The 16,514-nt window shown below is 62.3% G+C and carries 17 protein-coding genes; 8 read left to right on the forward strand and 9 right to left on the reverse strand.

Annotation, left to right across the window (positions count from 1 at the left end):
- Positions 1–69: 69 nt before the first annotated feature.
- A complete protein-coding gene (locus FHT93_RS04105) occupies positions 70–594 on the reverse strand; it encodes a GNAT family N-acetyltransferase (RefSeq protein WP_183846220.1) in 525 nt (174 codons plus the stop codon).
- A gap of 113 nt (positions 595–707) precedes the next feature.
- Complete coding sequence (locus FHT93_RS04110; RefSeq protein ID WP_183846222.1) at positions 708–1,541, reverse strand: universal stress protein; 834 nt, start codon at positions 1,539–1,541, stop codon at positions 708–710.
- A gap of 324 nt (positions 1,542–1,865) precedes the next feature.
- On the opposite strand from FHT93_RS04110, the gene FHT93_RS04115 reads away from it, so the two are divergent.
- Genes FHT93_RS04115 through fabI form a run of 4 tightly spaced genes read left to right on the forward strand, consistent with a single transcriptional unit; the run spans position 1,866 to position 7,152 of the window.
- Complete coding sequence (locus FHT93_RS04115) at positions 1,866–4,142, forward strand: DUF3141 domain-containing protein (RefSeq protein ID WP_183847506.1); 2,277 nt, start codon at positions 1,866–1,868, stop codon at positions 4,140–4,142.
- Positions 4,051–5,157 (forward strand): phosphate acetyltransferase, encoded by a 1,107-nt coding sequence (locus FHT93_RS04120; RefSeq protein ID WP_281413505.1) that lies wholly within the window; start codon positions 4,051–4,053, stop codon positions 5,155–5,157. Before FHT93_RS04115 ends, FHT93_RS04120 begins: the two co-directional genes overlap by 92 nt.
- Positions 5,158–5,161: 4 nt before the next feature.
- Positions 5,162–6,334 (forward strand): acetate/propionate family kinase, encoded by a 1,173-nt coding sequence (locus FHT93_RS04125; protein ID WP_183846226.1) that lies wholly within the window; start codon positions 5,162–5,164, stop codon positions 6,332–6,334.
- A gap of 32 nt (positions 6,335–6,366) precedes the next feature.
- Positions 6,367–7,152: an enoyl-ACP reductase FabI gene (gene fabI, locus FHT93_RS04130; RefSeq protein ID WP_112546626.1), complete on the forward strand. Its 786-nt coding sequence runs from the start codon at positions 6,367–6,369 to the stop codon at positions 7,150–7,152.
- Positions 7,153–7,186: 34 nt separating this feature from the next.
- Here fabI and FHT93_RS04135 read toward each other — a convergent pair whose 3' ends face one another.
- Complete coding sequence (locus tag FHT93_RS04135) at positions 7,187–7,636, reverse strand: hypothetical protein (RefSeq protein ID WP_183846228.1); 450 nt, start codon at positions 7,634–7,636, stop codon at positions 7,187–7,189.
- Between the two features lie 200 nt (positions 7,637–7,836).
- Between FHT93_RS04135 and FHT93_RS04140 the strand changes: the two genes are divergently transcribed.
- Both FHT93_RS04140 and FHT93_RS04145 read left to right on the forward strand, forming a co-directional pair.
- The gene (locus FHT93_RS04140) at positions 7,837–7,983 is read left to right on the forward strand and encodes a hypothetical protein (protein ID WP_183846229.1); all 147 of its coding nucleotides are present in this window, start codon (positions 7,837–7,839) and stop codon (positions 7,981–7,983) included.
- Positions 7,984–8,337: 354 nt separating this feature from the next.
- Positions 8,338–8,964, forward strand: a complete 627-nt coding sequence (locus tag FHT93_RS04145) for a cysteine hydrolase (protein ID WP_113211541.1) — start codon at positions 8,338–8,340, stop codon at positions 8,962–8,964.
- Between the two features lie 44 nt (positions 8,965–9,008).
- Here FHT93_RS04145 and FHT93_RS04150 read toward each other — a convergent pair whose 3' ends face one another.
- The 4 genes from FHT93_RS04150 to FHT93_RS04165 form a co-directional block, all read right to left on the reverse strand.
- A complete protein-coding gene (locus FHT93_RS04150) occupies positions 9,009–9,371 on the reverse strand; it encodes a hypothetical protein (RefSeq protein WP_112546703.1) in 363 nt (120 codons plus the stop codon).
- A gap of 105 nt (positions 9,372–9,476) precedes the next feature.
- Positions 9,477–11,483, reverse strand: coding sequence for an ABC transporter ATP-binding protein/permease (locus tag FHT93_RS04155; protein WP_183846231.1), 2,007 nt, complete (start codon positions 11,481–11,483; stop codon positions 9,477–9,479).
- Positions 11,484–11,613: 130 nt separating this feature from the next.
- Positions 11,614–11,967, reverse strand: coding sequence for an antibiotic biosynthesis monooxygenase (locus tag FHT93_RS04160; RefSeq protein ID WP_113016008.1), 354 nt, complete (start codon positions 11,965–11,967; stop codon positions 11,614–11,616).
- A 94-nt stretch (positions 11,968–12,061) separates the two neighbouring features.
- Positions 12,062–12,400: a hypothetical protein gene (locus tag FHT93_RS04165; RefSeq protein ID WP_113203162.1), complete on the reverse strand. Its 339-nt coding sequence runs from the start codon at positions 12,398–12,400 to the stop codon at positions 12,062–12,064.
- 339 nt (positions 12,401–12,739) lie between these two features.
- Here FHT93_RS04165 and FHT93_RS04170 point away from each other — a divergent pair, with 339 nt between their 5' ends.
- On the forward strand, positions 12,740–13,402 hold the full coding sequence (locus FHT93_RS04170) for a DsbA family oxidoreductase (RefSeq protein ID WP_210299180.1): 663 nt from the start codon (positions 12,740–12,742) through the stop codon (positions 13,400–13,402).
- A gap of 46 nt (positions 13,403–13,448) precedes the next feature.
- A complete protein-coding gene (locus FHT93_RS04175; RefSeq protein ID WP_183846233.1) occupies positions 13,449–14,741 on the forward strand; it encodes an SDR family oxidoreductase in 1,293 nt (430 codons plus the stop codon).
- A gap of 49 nt (positions 14,742–14,790) precedes the next feature.
- Here the strand turns inward: FHT93_RS04175 and FHT93_RS04180 are convergent, their stop codons facing one another.
- Both FHT93_RS04180 and FHT93_RS04185 read right to left on the reverse strand, forming a co-directional pair.
- Positions 14,791–15,693, reverse strand: coding sequence for a sigma-70 family RNA polymerase sigma factor (locus FHT93_RS04180; protein WP_183846235.1), 903 nt, complete (start codon positions 15,691–15,693; stop codon positions 14,791–14,793).
- Positions 15,690–16,433, reverse strand: a complete 744-nt coding sequence (locus FHT93_RS04185) for an SDR family NAD(P)-dependent oxidoreductase (RefSeq protein ID WP_183846237.1) — start codon at positions 16,431–16,433, stop codon at positions 15,690–15,692. Before FHT93_RS04185 ends, FHT93_RS04180 begins: the two co-directional genes overlap by 4 nt.
- Between the last annotated feature and the right edge of the window lie 81 nt (positions 16,434–16,514).

The raw sequence follows: 16,514 nt of genomic DNA on the forward strand, positions 1-16,514 counted from the left end.
GAGCTAGAGCGGGATGATCTTCGCTTGGATGCGGGAGATTTCCAGGGGGCAGCAATCGCAGCAAGCAGGTTACTGAATGAAATTGTCGCGCTCGATCGGCCGCTTCATGAAGACCTCGGTGTGCCTGATCACATCAGGAATGTCCCGGAACGGCGGGCAAGGTGTGAAGCCGAACGCTTCGTAAAGCGACACCGCGCTCTTCATATAGACCGTCGTATGAAGCAGCAGCATCGATCTCGGCCCCTTGCAGGCTTCGGCCATGATCGCCTGCAGGAGTGCCTTGCCGATACCGCGCCCTCGAAAGGCCGGGTCCACATAGAATTTGTGGATCTCGGCCGCGCCTTCGTCGAAGGGTGCAAGGGCAATGCACCCTGCCGGTTCGCCATACCATCGGGCCAGCAGAAGCGGAGCGTCCGCCTGGCTGTACCTTGCTGCCAGCGCCTCGTCGTCCTCGCTATGGAAAAAGGTCGCTACCACCTCCGGCGGGATGTCATAGGCGCGGCATGCCTCGGCATCCCAGGCGCCAAACGACCTGCACAACTCGCCACTGATGGTGAAATCCTCAGCAGTGCATGCCCTCGAAATCGACAGCATTCGCATGTCCCCCGAACCAGCTCGACCTTCATACACATTTTCTAATATTCTGGACAGGGATCCACCTCCCTGTTGCCGATGGCATTTGCGCGAGAAGGCCGAAGTTCTCTGGTTCAGTGGGCAAGGAAGAGCGGCAGCTGGCATTCCTCGATCATCCTGCGGGTCACGCCGCCGAACAGGCTCTGCTGCCATCTCGGATGATTGTAGGCGCCCATGACGATCAGGTCCGCGCCCATGTCCACCGCATGCCGGGTGATGATCGCATCGGCGCTTTTGCCTTCGCTCGAGAGCCGATCGACCTGAACCCTGACGCCGTGCCGGGCAAGGAAGCCCGCTATGTCGGCGCCCGGCTCCTCGCCATTCGTGCGCATGCGCGCGACCGGGTCGACCATCGTCACATGAACGATCTCGGCTCTTTCCAGAAGATCGAGCGACTGGCGGGCCGCCCGCGCCGCCTCGTTGCTGGAATCCCATGCGAGCACCACGGACCTTGGCGACGCGGCGATGGCCTTTTGCCCGCGGTTGATCAGGATCGGCGTCGGGGTCTGGAAGAGCGCGCCATCGAAGATCCGCTTTCTGAGGTCGGCATCTCCTGCCGCGTCCGATCCCAGGAGCACGATATCGGCATAAAGCGCACGCTCGGCGAAATCCTCGTCGGCCCATGCAAATTCCGTGTAGAGATCCTGCACCTCGAACGAGAGATCGCTGCCCGACAGGGTCTCCTTGATCTTCGCGGTCGTGGTGGCGAGTTCGTCGATCTCGCGCTGCCTCTCATCCAGCCAGATGGTGGAAATGGCATCGTACTGGCTGAGCGACGGGGCCGCGCCGATGGAAACGGCAAGTGCGGTCAGATGAGCCCCGTAGGTGGCGCAAAAACCCGCCGCGCCTTTCAGGTCGCGCTCGAATTTGCTGCTCCTGAGGATACCAAGAACTGTGGTGATGGCCATGATGGCTGCCCTCCGTGATGGATATCCCCACGGTAGCGATCCGGCACGCCATGGTCTTTGACATCGGTCAACACGATCGGCCGGCAAGCCCGCCCGCCGGACATGGATGACGGGTCGAAAGGCGAGCTGAAAACGGCCCGTAACCTACCGTAAAATACGTTGCACCGCGGGGCGCTCCAACTATGCTGCAGGTGCTAACAAAACTCCGTGGCCGGCAGCGCCGCCCATGCGCAATGCGGACGAGGATCGAGACTATTACTTCCAGCAATTAGGTCTTTGAACTCCCGCCGAGAGCGGTGAGCCAGGAGGTTTGACATGTTTGGCATGTGGTACCCTTCCAATCTCTCGAAGTTTGATTTTGCAACCCAGTTCGGCCCGGCCGGCATGGCCTTCGATTATCTCAGAGACGCCACCCAGCGCAGCGTTCTCTTCTGGGATGTGATGCGAAAGCGCGGCAATCAATATCGTGTCCATTCGGAAGCGGCAGCACCCCATGTGCTGAGCTTCACGCCCGAGGTGCTACTGGACGGGCGCGACCTCGAGCGGCCGGTCAACTACGCGCTGGTTCGCATCGTCCCGCCCGAGGGCACGGACATCGACGAAACACGCCGGCCTTTCGTCGTGGTCGATCCGCGTGCCGGGCATGGGCCGGGCATTGGCGGCTTCAAGGCCGACAGCGAGATCGGTGTTGCACTCGCAGCCGGCCACCCCTGCTATTTCATCGGCTTCCTGCCGGACCCGATCGCTGGCCAGACGCTCGAGGATATCGCGCTTGCCGAAGCGATCTTTCTGGAAAAGGTCATTGCGCTGCATCCGGGCGCTGACGCGAAACCCTGCGTGATCGGCAATTGCCAGGCCGGCTGGGCCGTCATGATGCTCGCTGCCATGCGGCCCGAGCTTTTCGGCTCGATCATCATCGCCGGCGCCCCCCTTTCCTACTGGGCCGGCAAACGCGGCGAATATCCGATGCGCTATACGGGCGGCCTGCTCGGCGGCACCTGGCTGACGGCGCTGACCGGCGATCTCGGCCACGGCAAGTTCGACGGCGCCTGGCTGGTGCAGAATTTCGAAAACCAGAACCCCGCCAATACGCTCTGGACCAAGCAGTATAATCTCTATTCCAAGATCGATACCGAGGCGCCGCGCTATCTCGGCTTCGAGCAATGGTGGGGCAATCACGTCAACCTGAATGCGCAGGAAATCCAGTTCATCGTCGACGAGCTCTTTGTCGGCAACAATCTCGCCGCCGGCCGCATCGAGACCTCTAAGGGCGAGACGATCGATCTCAGGAATATCCGCGCGCCGATCGTCGTCTTCTGCTCCAAGGGCGACAATATCACCCCGCCCGCCCAGGCGCTCGGCTGGATCGCGGATCTCTATGACAGCGTCAACGAGATCCGCTCGCACGGCCAGACGATCGTCTACACGGTGCACGAAAAGATCGGCCATCTCGGCATTTTCGTCTCCGCCAGCGTCGCCCGCAAGGAACATGGGGAATTCTCCAGCAATATCGACCTGATCGATGCGCTGCCGCCCGGTCTCTACGAGGCGATTTTCGAAGCCAGGACGGATGCGACCGTCGGCGGCGACCTTGTCGAGGGCGACTGGATCATGCGCTGCGAGGAGCGGACGCTCGACGATATACGCGCGCTCGGCTGCAACAATGCCGCCGATGACAGGCGTTTTGCGACGGCGGCCAAGGTCTCGGAAATCAACCTGTCGCTCTACCGCACCTTCGCCCAGCCTTTCATCCGCGCAATGGTGCCGGAACAGGCGGCCGAAGAGATGCGCAGGCTGCATCCGCTGCGGCTGCAATACGAGCTGCTTTCCGACCTCAATCCCCTGATGGCGCCCATTGCCGACCTTGCGGTCGACGTGGAGGAAGAGCGTCGTCCCGTTGCCGCAAACAATCCCTTCCTCGCCTTCGAGCAGATCGTTTCACACCAGATCGTCGCCGGGCTCGACGCATGGCGTGAAGGGATTGAGGCGCTCAGCGAGGCGGCGTTCCTCACCGTCTACGGCTCGCCGTTCCTGCAGGCGGCGGTCGGCATCGATCCATGGAACGAGAAGCCGCACCGTCGCGCAAGCAAGACAGCGCTGCATGCCCAGGTGCTGAAAACGAGGATCGAGGAGCTGAGGGCGCGGATCGACAAGGGCGGCCTGCAGGAAGGTCTGGCGCGCAGCCTGCTTCATGTCGCCATGGCGCATGGCGCAGCTGACGAGCGCGGCTTTGCCGCCATCCGCCGGATGCGGCGCGCCGAGAACAACATGCCGGCGATGACGCTTGCCGAATTCAAGGCGCTGATCCGCGACCAGTTCCTCATGCTCGTCATCGACGAGCAGGCTGCCGTCAACGCGATACCGCAACTCCTGCCGGCGGACGAGGAAGCCCGCCGTCATGCCCTCGCCTCGCTTCGTGAAGTGTTGAACGCGCGCGGCCCGCTTTCCGGCGAGGCCGAGCAGCGCTGGCAGAAGATCGTCGACCTCTTCGGCCTTTCCGCAGCGCCCCTTGCCGGGCCGGTATCGCCAGGCAGCCCACCGCCGATCAGCCCGACACCCAGCAGCCCGACGCCACTCAGGGCCGTCAGGCGCGCAAAATAACCGGGCGCATCAGGGCTCGAAACGGTCATTCAACAGGGAGCGGAGGCACATGCCGGATTGGGAAAACCCTGGCGAAGCCAGGCAGCACGAAAAATACGAACGGCTGATTGTCAAGGCAAGGCAAGCGCCGCAGATGACCACCGTCGTTGCCCATCCCTGCGACGAGTCATCGCTGCGCGGAGCGGTCGAAGCCGCCGAAGACGGGCTCATGCGTCCGGTCCTCGTCGGGCCGGCGGAGAAGGTCAGAACGGTTGCAAAAGCGCATGCCATCGATATCTCGCCCTTCGAGTTGATCGATGCGCCGCATAGCGATGCGGCGGCTGCGAAAGCGGTGGAGATCATCCGCGAAGGCCGCGCCGACCTGCTGATGAAGGGCAGCCTGCATACGGACGAGCTGATGCGCGCCGTCACCTCGTCGGCCACGGGCCTGAGGACGGCACGGCGCATCAGCCATGTCTTCGTCATGGACGTGCCGAACTATTCCGAGACGCTCTTCATCACCGACGCGGCCATCAACATCGCCCCCGATCTCGATGCCAAGCGCGATATCATCCAGAACGCCATCGATCTCTTCACGGCGATCGGCCTCGGTACGCCCCGGGTGGCGATCCTTTCGGCGGTCGAGACGGTGACGTCGAAGATCCCCTCGACCATCGATGCGGCCGCACTCTGCAAGATGGCCGAGCGCGGACAGATAACCGGCGGCATCCTCGACGGACCGCTCGCCTTCGACAATGCGATCGATCCGGAAGCGGCACGCATCAAGGGCATCCGGTCCGAGGTTGCCGGCCGGGCGCAGATCCTCGTCGTCCCCAATCTCGAAGCCGGCAACATGCTGGCGAAGAACCTGACCTTCCTGGCGCGGGCGGATGCGGCGGGCCTCGTGCTGGGCGCGCGGGTGCCGATCATCCTGACATCGCGTGCCGACAACGTCAGGGCGCGCCTCGCCTCCTGCGCCGTCGGCGTGCTCTTTGCCGAAGCGCGCCGGCGTGCGGCGCCAATTCAGGGCGGTTGATGCCATGGACACGCTTCTCGTCGTCAATGCCGGTTCCTCCAGTCTGAAATTCGAGGTCTTCGCCGCCTCGGACCCGCTTGCGCGGCAGGTGAAGGGAAAGATGGAGGGCATCGGCACCGCGCCGCGCCTGACGATCAAGAACGCCGCCGGCGAAAAGCTCGCCGACGCCGACTATCCCGGCGAGACCGTTCCCGACCTGCCGGCGGCGATGCGGCTGGTCGGACAATGGCTGCGGGAACGGCACGAGGGGCGGCTGGTCGCCGTCGGTCATCGGGTCGTCCACGGCGGACCCGACCACAGGCACCCGGTGCGTATCGACGCGAACCTGCTGCGCGACCTCGAGCGCTACACGCCGCTTGCGCCGCTGCACCAGCCGAACAACCTGGCACCCATTCGCGTATTGCTGGAAAACCAGCCGCAGCTCGCCCAGGTCGCCTGTTTCGATACCGCCTTCCACCGCGGCCATGATCCGGTGACCGATCACTACGCCATTCCCGCCCATTACTTCGCCGAGGGTGTGCGGCGCTATGGCTTTCACGGCCTCTCCTACGAATATGTTGCCGGCAGGCTCGCCGAGATCGCACCGGATATCGGCCGCGGCCGGCTCATAGTTGCGCATCTTGGAAGCGGCGCCTCGCTCTGCGCCATCCATGAGGGCAAAAGTGTCGAGAGCACACTGGGCTTCACAGCTCTCGACGGCCTGCCCATGGGCACACGATGCGGGCAGATCGATCCCGGCGTGCTGCTCTATCTGCTGCAGGAACGCGGCATGAGCCCGGCGCAATTGCAGGATCTGCTCTACAAGGAGTCCGGTCTCAAGGGCCTGTCCGGCATCAGCAACGATGTCCGCGATCTGCTGTCGAGCGACGAGCCGGGAGCCGGTCTCGCACTCGATCATTTCGTCCATCGCATCGGCCTCAATGCCGGCATGCTTGCAGCAGCCCTCGGCGGTATCGATGCCTTCGTCTTCACCGCAGGCGTCGGTGAAAACTCGCCCGTCATGCGCGAGCGCATAGTCCGCAAGCTCGACTGGCTGGGCGCAACGCTTCATGAAAGGGCCAACGATGCCGGTGAATTGCTCATATCCGGCGACGACAGCAGGATCGCGCTCTACGTCGTGCCGACGGACGAGGAACTGATGATCGCACGTCATACTTTCGCACTTGTCGCCGCCTGACCGGCAGACCTTTCAACCAACAAGAGGGGCAGATGATGATCCCGGACGTGAAGGCCAAACTTCTCGAGGGCAAGCGTGGCCTGGTGGTGGGCATCGCCAACGACCAGTCGATCGCCTGGGGCTGCGCCAGGGCATTCCGCGCGCTTGGCGCCGAACTCGCGGTCACCTATCTCAACGACAAGGCCAAACCCCATGTCGAGCCGCTGGCGGACGCATTGGAAGCGCCGATTTTCCTGCCGCTCGATGTGTCGGTGCCGGGGCAGCTGGAAGCCGTGTTCGAGAACATCACCGCATATTGGGGCGAGCTCGACTTCGTTGTCCATTCCATCGCCTTCTCGCCGAAAGATACGCTGCAGGGCCGCGTCGTCGACGTGCCGCGCGACGGTTTCCTGAAGACGATGGACATATCCTGCTGGTCCTTCATCCGCATGGCCCATCTTGCCGAACCGCTGATGAAACGCGGCGGTACGCTCTTCACCATGACCTATTACGGCAGCCAGATGGTGGTGAAGAACTACAATGTCATGGGCCTCGCAAAGGCCGCACTCGAGAGCGCCGTGCGATACATCGCGGCCGAACTCGGGCCGAAAGGCATCCGCGTCCACGCCATCTCCCCCGGCCCGCTGGCGACACGCGCAGCATCCGGCATTCCCGAATTCGACGAACTCCTGAACAAGGCCGAGGAAACGGCCCCCACGCGCAGCCTCGTCTCGATCGACGATGTTGGCATGGCGACCGCCTTCCTGGCGCATGACGCGGCAAGGCTGATCACCGGCGATACGATCTATATCGACGGCGGCTATCACATCATCGATTAGGTCACTGACGGGTGACACTTTTGCCGGGAGTTCCCTAGCAGTTCGGGCGTACCTGCGCGGACGTGTCCGAGCCGGGAAGCCCCGAGGCGGTGCCGGTGCCGGTCATGCCGTTGCAATCGGGCGTTCCCCTGCTCATCCCGTTGCCTGTGCCGGAGGCGCCGCGCACGGACGGATTTGTCGTATCGGGATCGGGCACGATGCTGTTGGTGGTGCTGTTTGCGTCCGGCGCCAGCGTATTGCCGGTGCCCGTGCCTGTACCTGTACTTGTACCGGTGCCCGCGCCCGTCCCCATGCCGGTGCCGGATGTGCCGGGGCTGATGACGCCGCTGCCGGATGTACCGCCAGCACCGCCCGTGCCGCTGCCCGCACTGCCCGTGCCGCTGCCCGCACTGCCCGTGCCGCCGCCGACGCCTGAAGTCTGCGCCATTGCTGACGTCGCGAGGCCGATGGAAAGGATGGATGCCGTGATGAGCTTGAGAAGCATGAAAAACCTCCATTGCGCTTCATGGGTCATCAGGCACAACTTGGTACATCCGCCCAGGTTCCGCTCGTCACGACATGTTTTGGACGTCAGTCAACGCGCCCCGGCGTCCGAAAACGGACCGCAAAGGCGATTTACGCCCGCCCCTCCAGGGGCGCGGCAATGGCGTGGCGTGGGATCGATGTCGGGCTCGACCGTCATCAATGGCACAGCGCAAGGGCGCGCCCGCGCCCTGCGATATCATGGGCGCGATGGTGTTCGACCGAGAGAATGTCAATCAGGTCGGCCAGTCTGAAGTGATGCTCGACGCCGCCGACATCGATGTGAATCTCGCTGTCGCTGATGTGTAGAGCGACGGCTACAAAGTTTCTCTCTTCGCCTTCATCCAGTACAGATACAATAAACAGAGGCCCCTCCCTCTTTCGCTTATCCCTTTTTATAGAGTAAATCGGTGAATTCTTTATTATTAGCAGTTAATAATAATTTGTACTCAATACATTGCTGGAATTCAATATGGGGTGGGCAGAAGCCAGCCATGCGCTCATGTTCCGATCAAAGGCAGGCGGGCCGGAAGTTGCCCTATTCTTCACTTCTCCAGATGGCCGGGAGCATTGCGCAATTGCACTACGCCTGCGCCGCATCGCTGTTCAAATGGCCAGCCGCGCCCTAACTAAGGGCGGTCACCATTGTCAGGGAATGCGCCGATGACGATACCCACGACACTTGCAGACTGGCTTTCTCCCGATCGAACCGCATTGCTGGTCTACGATATGCAGATCGGCATTGCCCGGCAGGTGCCCGGCGCGGAAGAAACGGGCCACCGCATCGCCGAGATCGTCGCTGCCGCAAGACGCGCCGGGATGAGAATTGCCTTCTGCCGCCACCTTTCCCTGCCGAGGCCGTGGATGGGGTCGTTTGCGACGCGCATGGCAATGGCATGGCAGCGCACAGATGACCCCGAGGCCGTGAAACCCTGGTTTCTGAGGGACAGCGAGGCGGTTCGGATCATTCCGGAACTCTATCCGCAGGAACAGGATTTCGTGTTCGACAAGCTGGGCATGTCGGCTTTCGAGGGAACGCCGCTCGCAATCGCCATGCGCGATGCCGGCCTTTCGGCACTGGCAATCTGCGGAATTGCAATGGAGATCGGCATAGAGCCGACCTGCCGCCACGCCGCCGACCTTGGTATCGTCCCGATCCTGATCGAAGACGCATGCGGATCTGGGGACGCGGACGCCGCCAGACGATCCGTCGAATCCCTTCGCTTCATGGGCGACACCATCCTGTCAAACACGCAGGACTTCCTGTCAGCCGTCGCCCGTCCGCGCTAGCGCCGGCCCTCTTCGGCAGCAAAATCTTCGAATAGCGACCGCCGTCAGGAATCGTCCTGCGTGTCGCTCTCGAGCATCGTCATTGCCCGGAGCGCTGCGTCGTCACCCTTCAGGTGAAGGTAGTTGATAATGGAGCCGAGACTCGGATCGCACATGTCCGCAGGCATCAGCACGCCCGTCGTATTCATCTCGTCGCGATCGACAAATCCGTCGCCGTTGTGATCCATGCGGGCCTGCATGTCGACCGTCGGCTTGCCGTTGTCATCGAGCTTCAGTCCGGGCATCAGGACCTGATTGAAATCCGCGAACTCATCTGCATTCAGCTTGTTGTCACCGTCCCGATCAAGCTTCGTGAAAGCATTGTTGAGCATTTGCGACAATGGGTTTCCGGTAACTGGAGCTGTCATGAAATCGACCTTCAATATTGCCTGATTAAAACCGCGCGTTGAGCACGCACATACCAATAGGTTGTGAAACTGGCGCAAGGCTGACGGAAGGCTGCGGACGGGTCTCTACTTCCTGCTGTCCGTCAGCGCCGTCTTGTCCGAGCGCGTTCCGCCTTTCGCCAGGGAGCGCGGACTGTCCAGGAAGCGCGACAGCATGTTCCGCTTCCTCTTGCGCGGGACGAGATCGATATCGCTGACAAGTTTGGCGCCGCCTTTGCGCCGTTCCAGCGTGATCTTGCGGCTGTGGTAGACTTCGAGTTCGGCCCGGTGCGCCACGCTGAGGATGGTGACCTTTGGAAGTTCCCGGATCACCATCTCCATCATCTTGTCCTGGCTCTTCTCGTCGAGCGCCGAGGTCGCTTCGTCGAGCACGATGATATCGGGGTTGTGCAGCAGCAGGCGCGCGAAGGCGAGCCGCTGCTTTTCGCCGCCCGACAGGATCTGGTCCCACGGCGCCTCTTCCCCGAGCTTCTCGTTGAGGTAACCGAGCCCCACCTTGTCGAGCGCGCTCTTGATTTCGTCCAGCGACCAGGCGTCGGCGGCATTGGGATAGGCGACGGCCCGGCGCAGCGTGCCGGAGGGGATGTAGGGCCGTTGCGGCAGCATGAACAACCGCCTGTCGGCATGGAAATCGACGCTGCCGTGGCCCCATGGCCAGAGACCTGAAATGGCGCGCACGAGCGTACTCTTGCCCGAGCCGGATTCGCCGGCAACCAGCACCCGCTCGCCCGGCTCGATCTCGACCCGGGTTTCCGTAACCACGGCGGTTCCATCGTCCAGCGACACAGCCAGATCATTGAGGCTCAGCATCGCCTCGCTCCCGGTCTCGCCATGCTGGATGCGCCCGAGCGCATCACTCTGTTCAGCCCGTTCCAGGCCATCGAGAGACATCATCAGCGAGGCGACGCGCCGTGCGCAGGCGTTCCAGTCGGCAAGTCGCGGATAGTTGTCGACAAGCCATCCGAAGGCGGTCTGGACGATCGCGAAGGCCGATGCCGCCTGCATCACCTCGCCGAGCGACATGCTGCCTTCGAGGAATTTCGGCGCGCAGAGCAGCACCGGCACGACAGGCGCAATCAGCATCGATCCGTGCGATACGAAGGTCGTGCGCATATACTGGTGCGCAAGCTGCGCCCACTGATGGAGAACATTGTCGAAGGTCTTGTTGAGGTCGTTGCGCTCTTCCTCCTCGCCGCCGAGAAGCGCGATGCTTTCACCGTTTTCGCGCACATGCGTCAGCGTATAGCGAAACTCGGCTTCCACCTGGTTCTTGACCTCCGAAACCCGAACGAAACGCCGGCCGATGACGGCAATCGTCGTCGAGGTGATTGCGGCATAGAGCACCGCCGTGACCACGAGGAAGCCGGGAATGGTGATCGACATCCCGCCGACCGGCAGCGTCAGCGCGCCGCCGATCGTCCAGAGAACCACGATGAAGGTCGAGGCCGAGAGAAAGGCCGAGATGACGCCGGCGACAAAATCGACGGGCGATTCCGTGGCGATCCGCAGATCCTCGGAAATGCGCGCCTCCGGATTCTTGTGATCGCCGCCGATGAGGTTCAGCTGATAGTAGCGCCCGTTCGCCAGCCAGCGTGCGATCAGCGAGGTTGCAAGCCACCGGCGCCAGTGCCGCTGGATCATCATGCGGACATAGACCTGTGACGTCACGAGAATGACACTGCCGGCCACGAGCGGCAGGAAGATCGCGCTCAGATAATAGACGGTACCCGCATCGTGCCGCTCGATGGCATCGAATATGCCGCGGTTCCACCTGTTGATCCCATACTGGAAGCCGACATTGGCGCCGATCATGATCAGCAGCCCGATGGAACATGGCCAGGCGAAACCATCGCCCTTGCGGCTCCAATAGCCGCGCGCGCTGATCCAGAACCGCTTCAGCAGATATTTCTTGCGCGCCTCCTCGGCCTCCTCCGGGCTGAGCCCCGGATCGGGTTCGATAACATCTGGCGGCGGCGCGACCTCTTCGGTCGATGCCTTCCCCTGGCGCGTCTCCTCGACGCCATCAGCTTCGGCGCCGTCGACCGATTTCGATTTCAGTTTTGTTTCGGCCATGTGAGCGAAAACGGATTACCAATCGAAAGGTTTCACGAGCGCGGTCAAGCTTGGTGTCTGCTGGAAACAGGTAGGTGAATAGACGGCCGTGACCGGATCAAGAGGTCCGGGAAAAGCCGAACCGCTTCCTTTATGTGGCACTCGCCATCTGTCGGCCCCCGCCGTCAAATCCGTAGGCGCGCTGCACGAGAGCGACGCGAATTTCGTATTTCGAGTACCACTCTTCGCGGCCTCTTCGTTGTGCTTCGGCATGGTCGACGAGGGCTTTCCATGCGCGGATACTATCTTCGTCCTTCCAGAAAGAGACCAGTATTCCAAAGCCATCTGCCCCGCGCGCGCTTTCGAAGCCAAGATACCCCGGTTGCTGGCTCGCAAGTTCGGTCATTGCGTAACCGATCTCGCCATATCCATCGTCGACGTTTGTTCGCTGCGAGGTGAAGCTGACCATATAGTATGGCGGTTCCGGTAGCGCGGCTATCTGCATGTGATTTCCTCTGTTTTCGAGACGGAAGCAAACGTCGCCCGCCTTCGCCCGCTCGAGAGATGACTGCAAATGGGTGATGCTCGCCCGCAAGCGCTCAGGTTACGAAGGGCATGATATCCACGCCGTCACCGGGAAACACGGTGATGTGCGGATGGTCTTCGAACAATCGTGCGGCATCATCAGCCGTTTCCGCCTCCACCACGAGATAGCCGCAGAGTGGATTGAAGGCTTTGGCGATACCGTCCCTGGTTATGCGTGTCGTCTTGCCGACCATGCCACCTCGATCGAGGATGGACGCAGCGTTTTTTTCCTCCCACGCCGCCCACTGTGCAACGCCAACGGTATCGATCGCATCCTGCTCGGCTTTGGTCAGCTTTCGGAAGGATGCAAAGTCTTCGGGTTTCATGGTGTAAACGGCAAGAAAACGCGGCATTGACGCTACCTCCTGTGCTCAATTGTGCGTCAGCTTACACCCACTCGTCGGCAATCGCCCGCGCAGCCCCAGAGAAATTGCGACCGCTGCCTCGTTTTTACGTGCCACTATCCAGCAGCCAGCTTTACGCCGAGTAGAGCTCGCGGCCATTCGCTTCGATGGACAGCCAGCAGGATTGTAAAAATCCCCTCTTGTTTTCAGTTGGTTGCGATCTTTCTTCGATGGCTTGGGAATATTCGCCCCCGCTCCCCGATCTTGTCTGTCAGTGGCCAAAGAGTTGCTGTCACGGGACATCCGCGTGGCCGACGGCCAGGGAAAGGCGACATGCCTGGAGGGTCCATGATCTCATTGAAGCGATCGGTCGAGGTGGAGTTTATCTCCGATATCGTCTGCCCCTGGTGCGCGATCGGCCTGCACAGTCTGCTTGCAGCGCTGAAACGCGTGCAGGATTCGATAGAGGTGAAGATCTCATTTCAGCCCTTCGAGCTCGCCCCCGCCATGCCGGAAGGCGGTGAAGACAGCACTGCCTATGTCGCGCGGAAATATGCCCTGTCGGCAGCGGAGGCCGCGCGCAATCGTCAAACCATCCGTGCGAGAGCGGCCGAGGTCGGCTTCGATATGGCGTCGATCGACAGTCGGCGTCTCTACAACACGTTCGACGCACACCGGCTGGTTCATTGGGCCGAACTTGAGAAGCGCCAGATCGGTCTCGAGCTCGTACTTTTTGCAGCGCACTTCACCTATGGTGCAGATGTGTCCAATCTCGATGTCCTTGCCAATGCGGCGCAGGTGGTGGGGCTCGATCCTTCGGCCGCCCGCGAGATCCTCACATCGGGCGCTTACGCCAACAAGGTCCGATGCGCTGAAGCGGATTGGCATAGCCGCGGCATCCGCTCCGTGCCGACACTCATCCTTCAGCAGAAATACCGCATTTCGGGAGCGAGCAGGCCGCGCGACTACGAAGAAGCGTTGCGACGCGTAGCGGCCCAACAGCCGGGATAGGCATCAACTCACCATCCATTCCAATCGATATCGACAGGAGAAGACCATGATCACGCTCAAGAGCCTCGGTCTCGCCGAGGCGGACCAAATCATCAGGGCCGGCATCGCCCGCGCGTCCGAGATCCGCTCGCCCAGCACGCTTTGCGTTGTCGATGTCGGCGGAACTGTCATCGCGCAGGCGCGCATGGATGGCGCCTCGCTTTCGAGCGTCGCGCTGGCCTATAACAAGGCCTACACCGCCATCTCCACCCGCCTCGCGACGAGCTTCATCGCCACGATTGCCCAGCCCCACGGAGACTTTTACGGCATTGCCAATGGCCTCGACGGCCGCGCCATCATTTTTCCCGGCGGCGTGCCTGTTAGCATCGATGGAGAGATCGTGGGCGCGGTTGGCGCCAGCGGCGGCAACGGCGAGCAGGACGAGGGATGTGGCCCAAATGGCCGCCAAGGCCCTCTCGGGCAACTGATCCATTGCGGGAGACCAGCCATGACCACCATCATGATCACAGGTGCCGGCAGCGGCCTTAACAACGGTGCGGCCATCGAGCTCGCGCGGCGCGGTCACGAGGTGATCGCCTGCGTCGAGAACTATCCGCAGCTCCGCGCACTGGAGATTCAGGCAAGGAACCAGGGCCTCGCCCTGCGCATCGAGAAACTCGACGTCGACAATGAAGGCGATCGCAGGCGCGCCGCGTCATGGGACATCGACGTGCTTGTCAACGGCGCCGGCATTATCGAAGGCGGCGCCATCATCGACATCCCCGCAGAAAACATGCAGCGACAGTTCGAGGTCAATGTCTTCGGCCCGGTGCAGCTCACCCAAGGGATAGCGCGAAAGATGGTCGCGCGGCGCAGCGGCAGGATCATCTTCATGTCGTCGGTCGTCGGCATCCTCTCAGGCCCGTTCGTCGGCGCCTATGGTGCCTCGAAGCACGCTCTCGAGGCCATAGCAGAGACAATGGCCACGGAGCTTCAGGAATTCGGCGTGGAGGTGGCTGTCATCAACCCCGGCCCCTATCTCACCGGTTTCAACGATGCCGGATTCCTGGCCCCGAAGAGCTGGAACGACGACCCGGACGAGCGCGTGTTCAACTACGAGAAGCTGGCCTTCCCCTTCGAACAGTTCGAGCCGTCGACCGTATTCAACGCCATCGCCGACGTGATCACGGGCAAATCGCAGCTCTTCCGCAACATCGTTGCGCCGGAACTTGCAGACGGCGTTCGCGAGCAATCGCAGCAGGTATGGACCCGGACGACAACCGATGGTCTCGGCACGCGTGCCGGCCTGGTTCAGCGGTCATATGATCTGAAGCCGGAAACGCTCGTCACATCACTATAGGCAGGGGCATGGCGACCGCCGCAAAGCGCTCGATCACTCCGGCCCACCACTATGCTGCCGGCATGACGTCAGCACCCTCGATGACATAGGTCGCATAGCGATGGTCGCGGATCAGGCTTATCTTCTGCCCCCGCCATTCGAGCAGCATGAAATAGGAAGGACCATCGGACGCTTCGGCCGATACCAGCAATATTTCCCGGCCTTCCAGCCAGGCCGGCTCGATCCTGACCGGCGGATATTCGGCATAATAGGTGAAGAACCGGCCGACATCGGCGGCACCGGAGATTTCCGGCCGACGCGCCTGACGCAGCCGGACATCGTCGGCCAGCAGGCGGCGCAAGGCGTCCCAATCCCGGGCGTTGAACAGCGCTGCAAAGTTCAGGGCCTCCGGACTGGGCGGTGGCGCGACCTCGCGCCGCATGTCGGAGACGGCGCGCAAACTCGCCCGGCCGCGCGACAGATGCGCCTTGACGGCATCGACACTCAATTCGAGCAGCGCTGCGATATCCGCAAGCGACTCTCCGAGCACGTCCTTGAGGATGACCGCGCTGCGCTGCGGCACCGGCAATTCTGCAAAATGGCCAAGCGCTATCAGCACTGTGTCCTGCCGGATCAGCGCATCCTCGGGGCCGACGGCGCTGATATCGGCGAGATCGAAGGCCGTCTCGAGGGGCTCCGCCCGGCGTGTATTGCGCTGGCGCAGGGTATCGATCGCCTTGTTATGGACGACGCGAAACAGCCAGGGGCGCAGCGGCGTGTCCGGCGGGATCGAGCCCGCCGTCGCAAATGCCCTGGCAAACGCCTCCTGGATCACATCCTCGCCGTCGATGACAGACCCTACCAGACGCGCCGCATAGCGATGCAGCTCGGGGCGAAGCACATCCGCTTCGCTCGCGAGTGCTGCCAGCAGAGTTTTCCTCTCTTCATCCTTGAGGGCAGCGTCTTCCGTCATTCGATGACCGTCACTCCCGTATCTCCGCGCACCGCGTAGACCATCGCCTCGGCGAGATCAGTCCTGCCGATCAGGTCGGCGACCATATCGCCAAAAGCCCGTGGCGTCATGTCCGGCCAGGTGGCCGCCTGCTCGGCAAATGTCCGACCCGCCGCCGCGGCATAGGCACCGATGCCGGTATCGCCGACACCGGTTCCGGCAAACATCTGCCGGGGAACGATGACCCGAAAGCGCAAGCCCAGGCCGAGCTGCGTCGACAGGCCCTCGGCATATTTCGCAATGAACCACTGCGCGCGCTTGGCGCCCGCATAACCGCCAGACAGCGGCGAGCCCTGCACGGCGGCTCCGCTGGAAACCAGCACGACAAGCCCGCCCGGCGCCATCGGCAGGGTCAGGGCAGCCTGTACCCAGTGCAGCGCGGCCTTGACGTCCACGTTCCAGTTGGCGGTGAATGCCTCCCAGCCGATCCGGTCGATCCGCTCCATGGGCGGTTCCGCACCGGCATTCATGATGACGAGATCGGGTCGCCTCTCTTCCATGATGCGCCATGCCGCATCGACATCGGTTGCATCAGCCGACAGGGCCGTGAAGGCCGGTTGTTCGCCCGCCTCCTGCATGGCCGTCACGTTCCGGGCGACCACGGTGACGTCGGCCGCGCGCGCCACGAATGCCTCGGCAAGCCCCCTCCCCAAACCACGGCTGCCGCCGACAACAACAATTCGCTTTCCATCCAGATCCATCTCTCATCCTCATTCGGGTCGGGTCAGACCGTTCGACGACGGTCGCAACAACGACGTTCCAACGAGGCAAAAAGAGTCATC

It is taken from the genome of Rhizobium sp. BK379, from assembly GCF_014193955.1.
Taxonomy (GTDB): domain Bacteria; phylum Pseudomonadota; class Alphaproteobacteria; order Rhizobiales; family Rhizobiaceae; genus Rhizobium.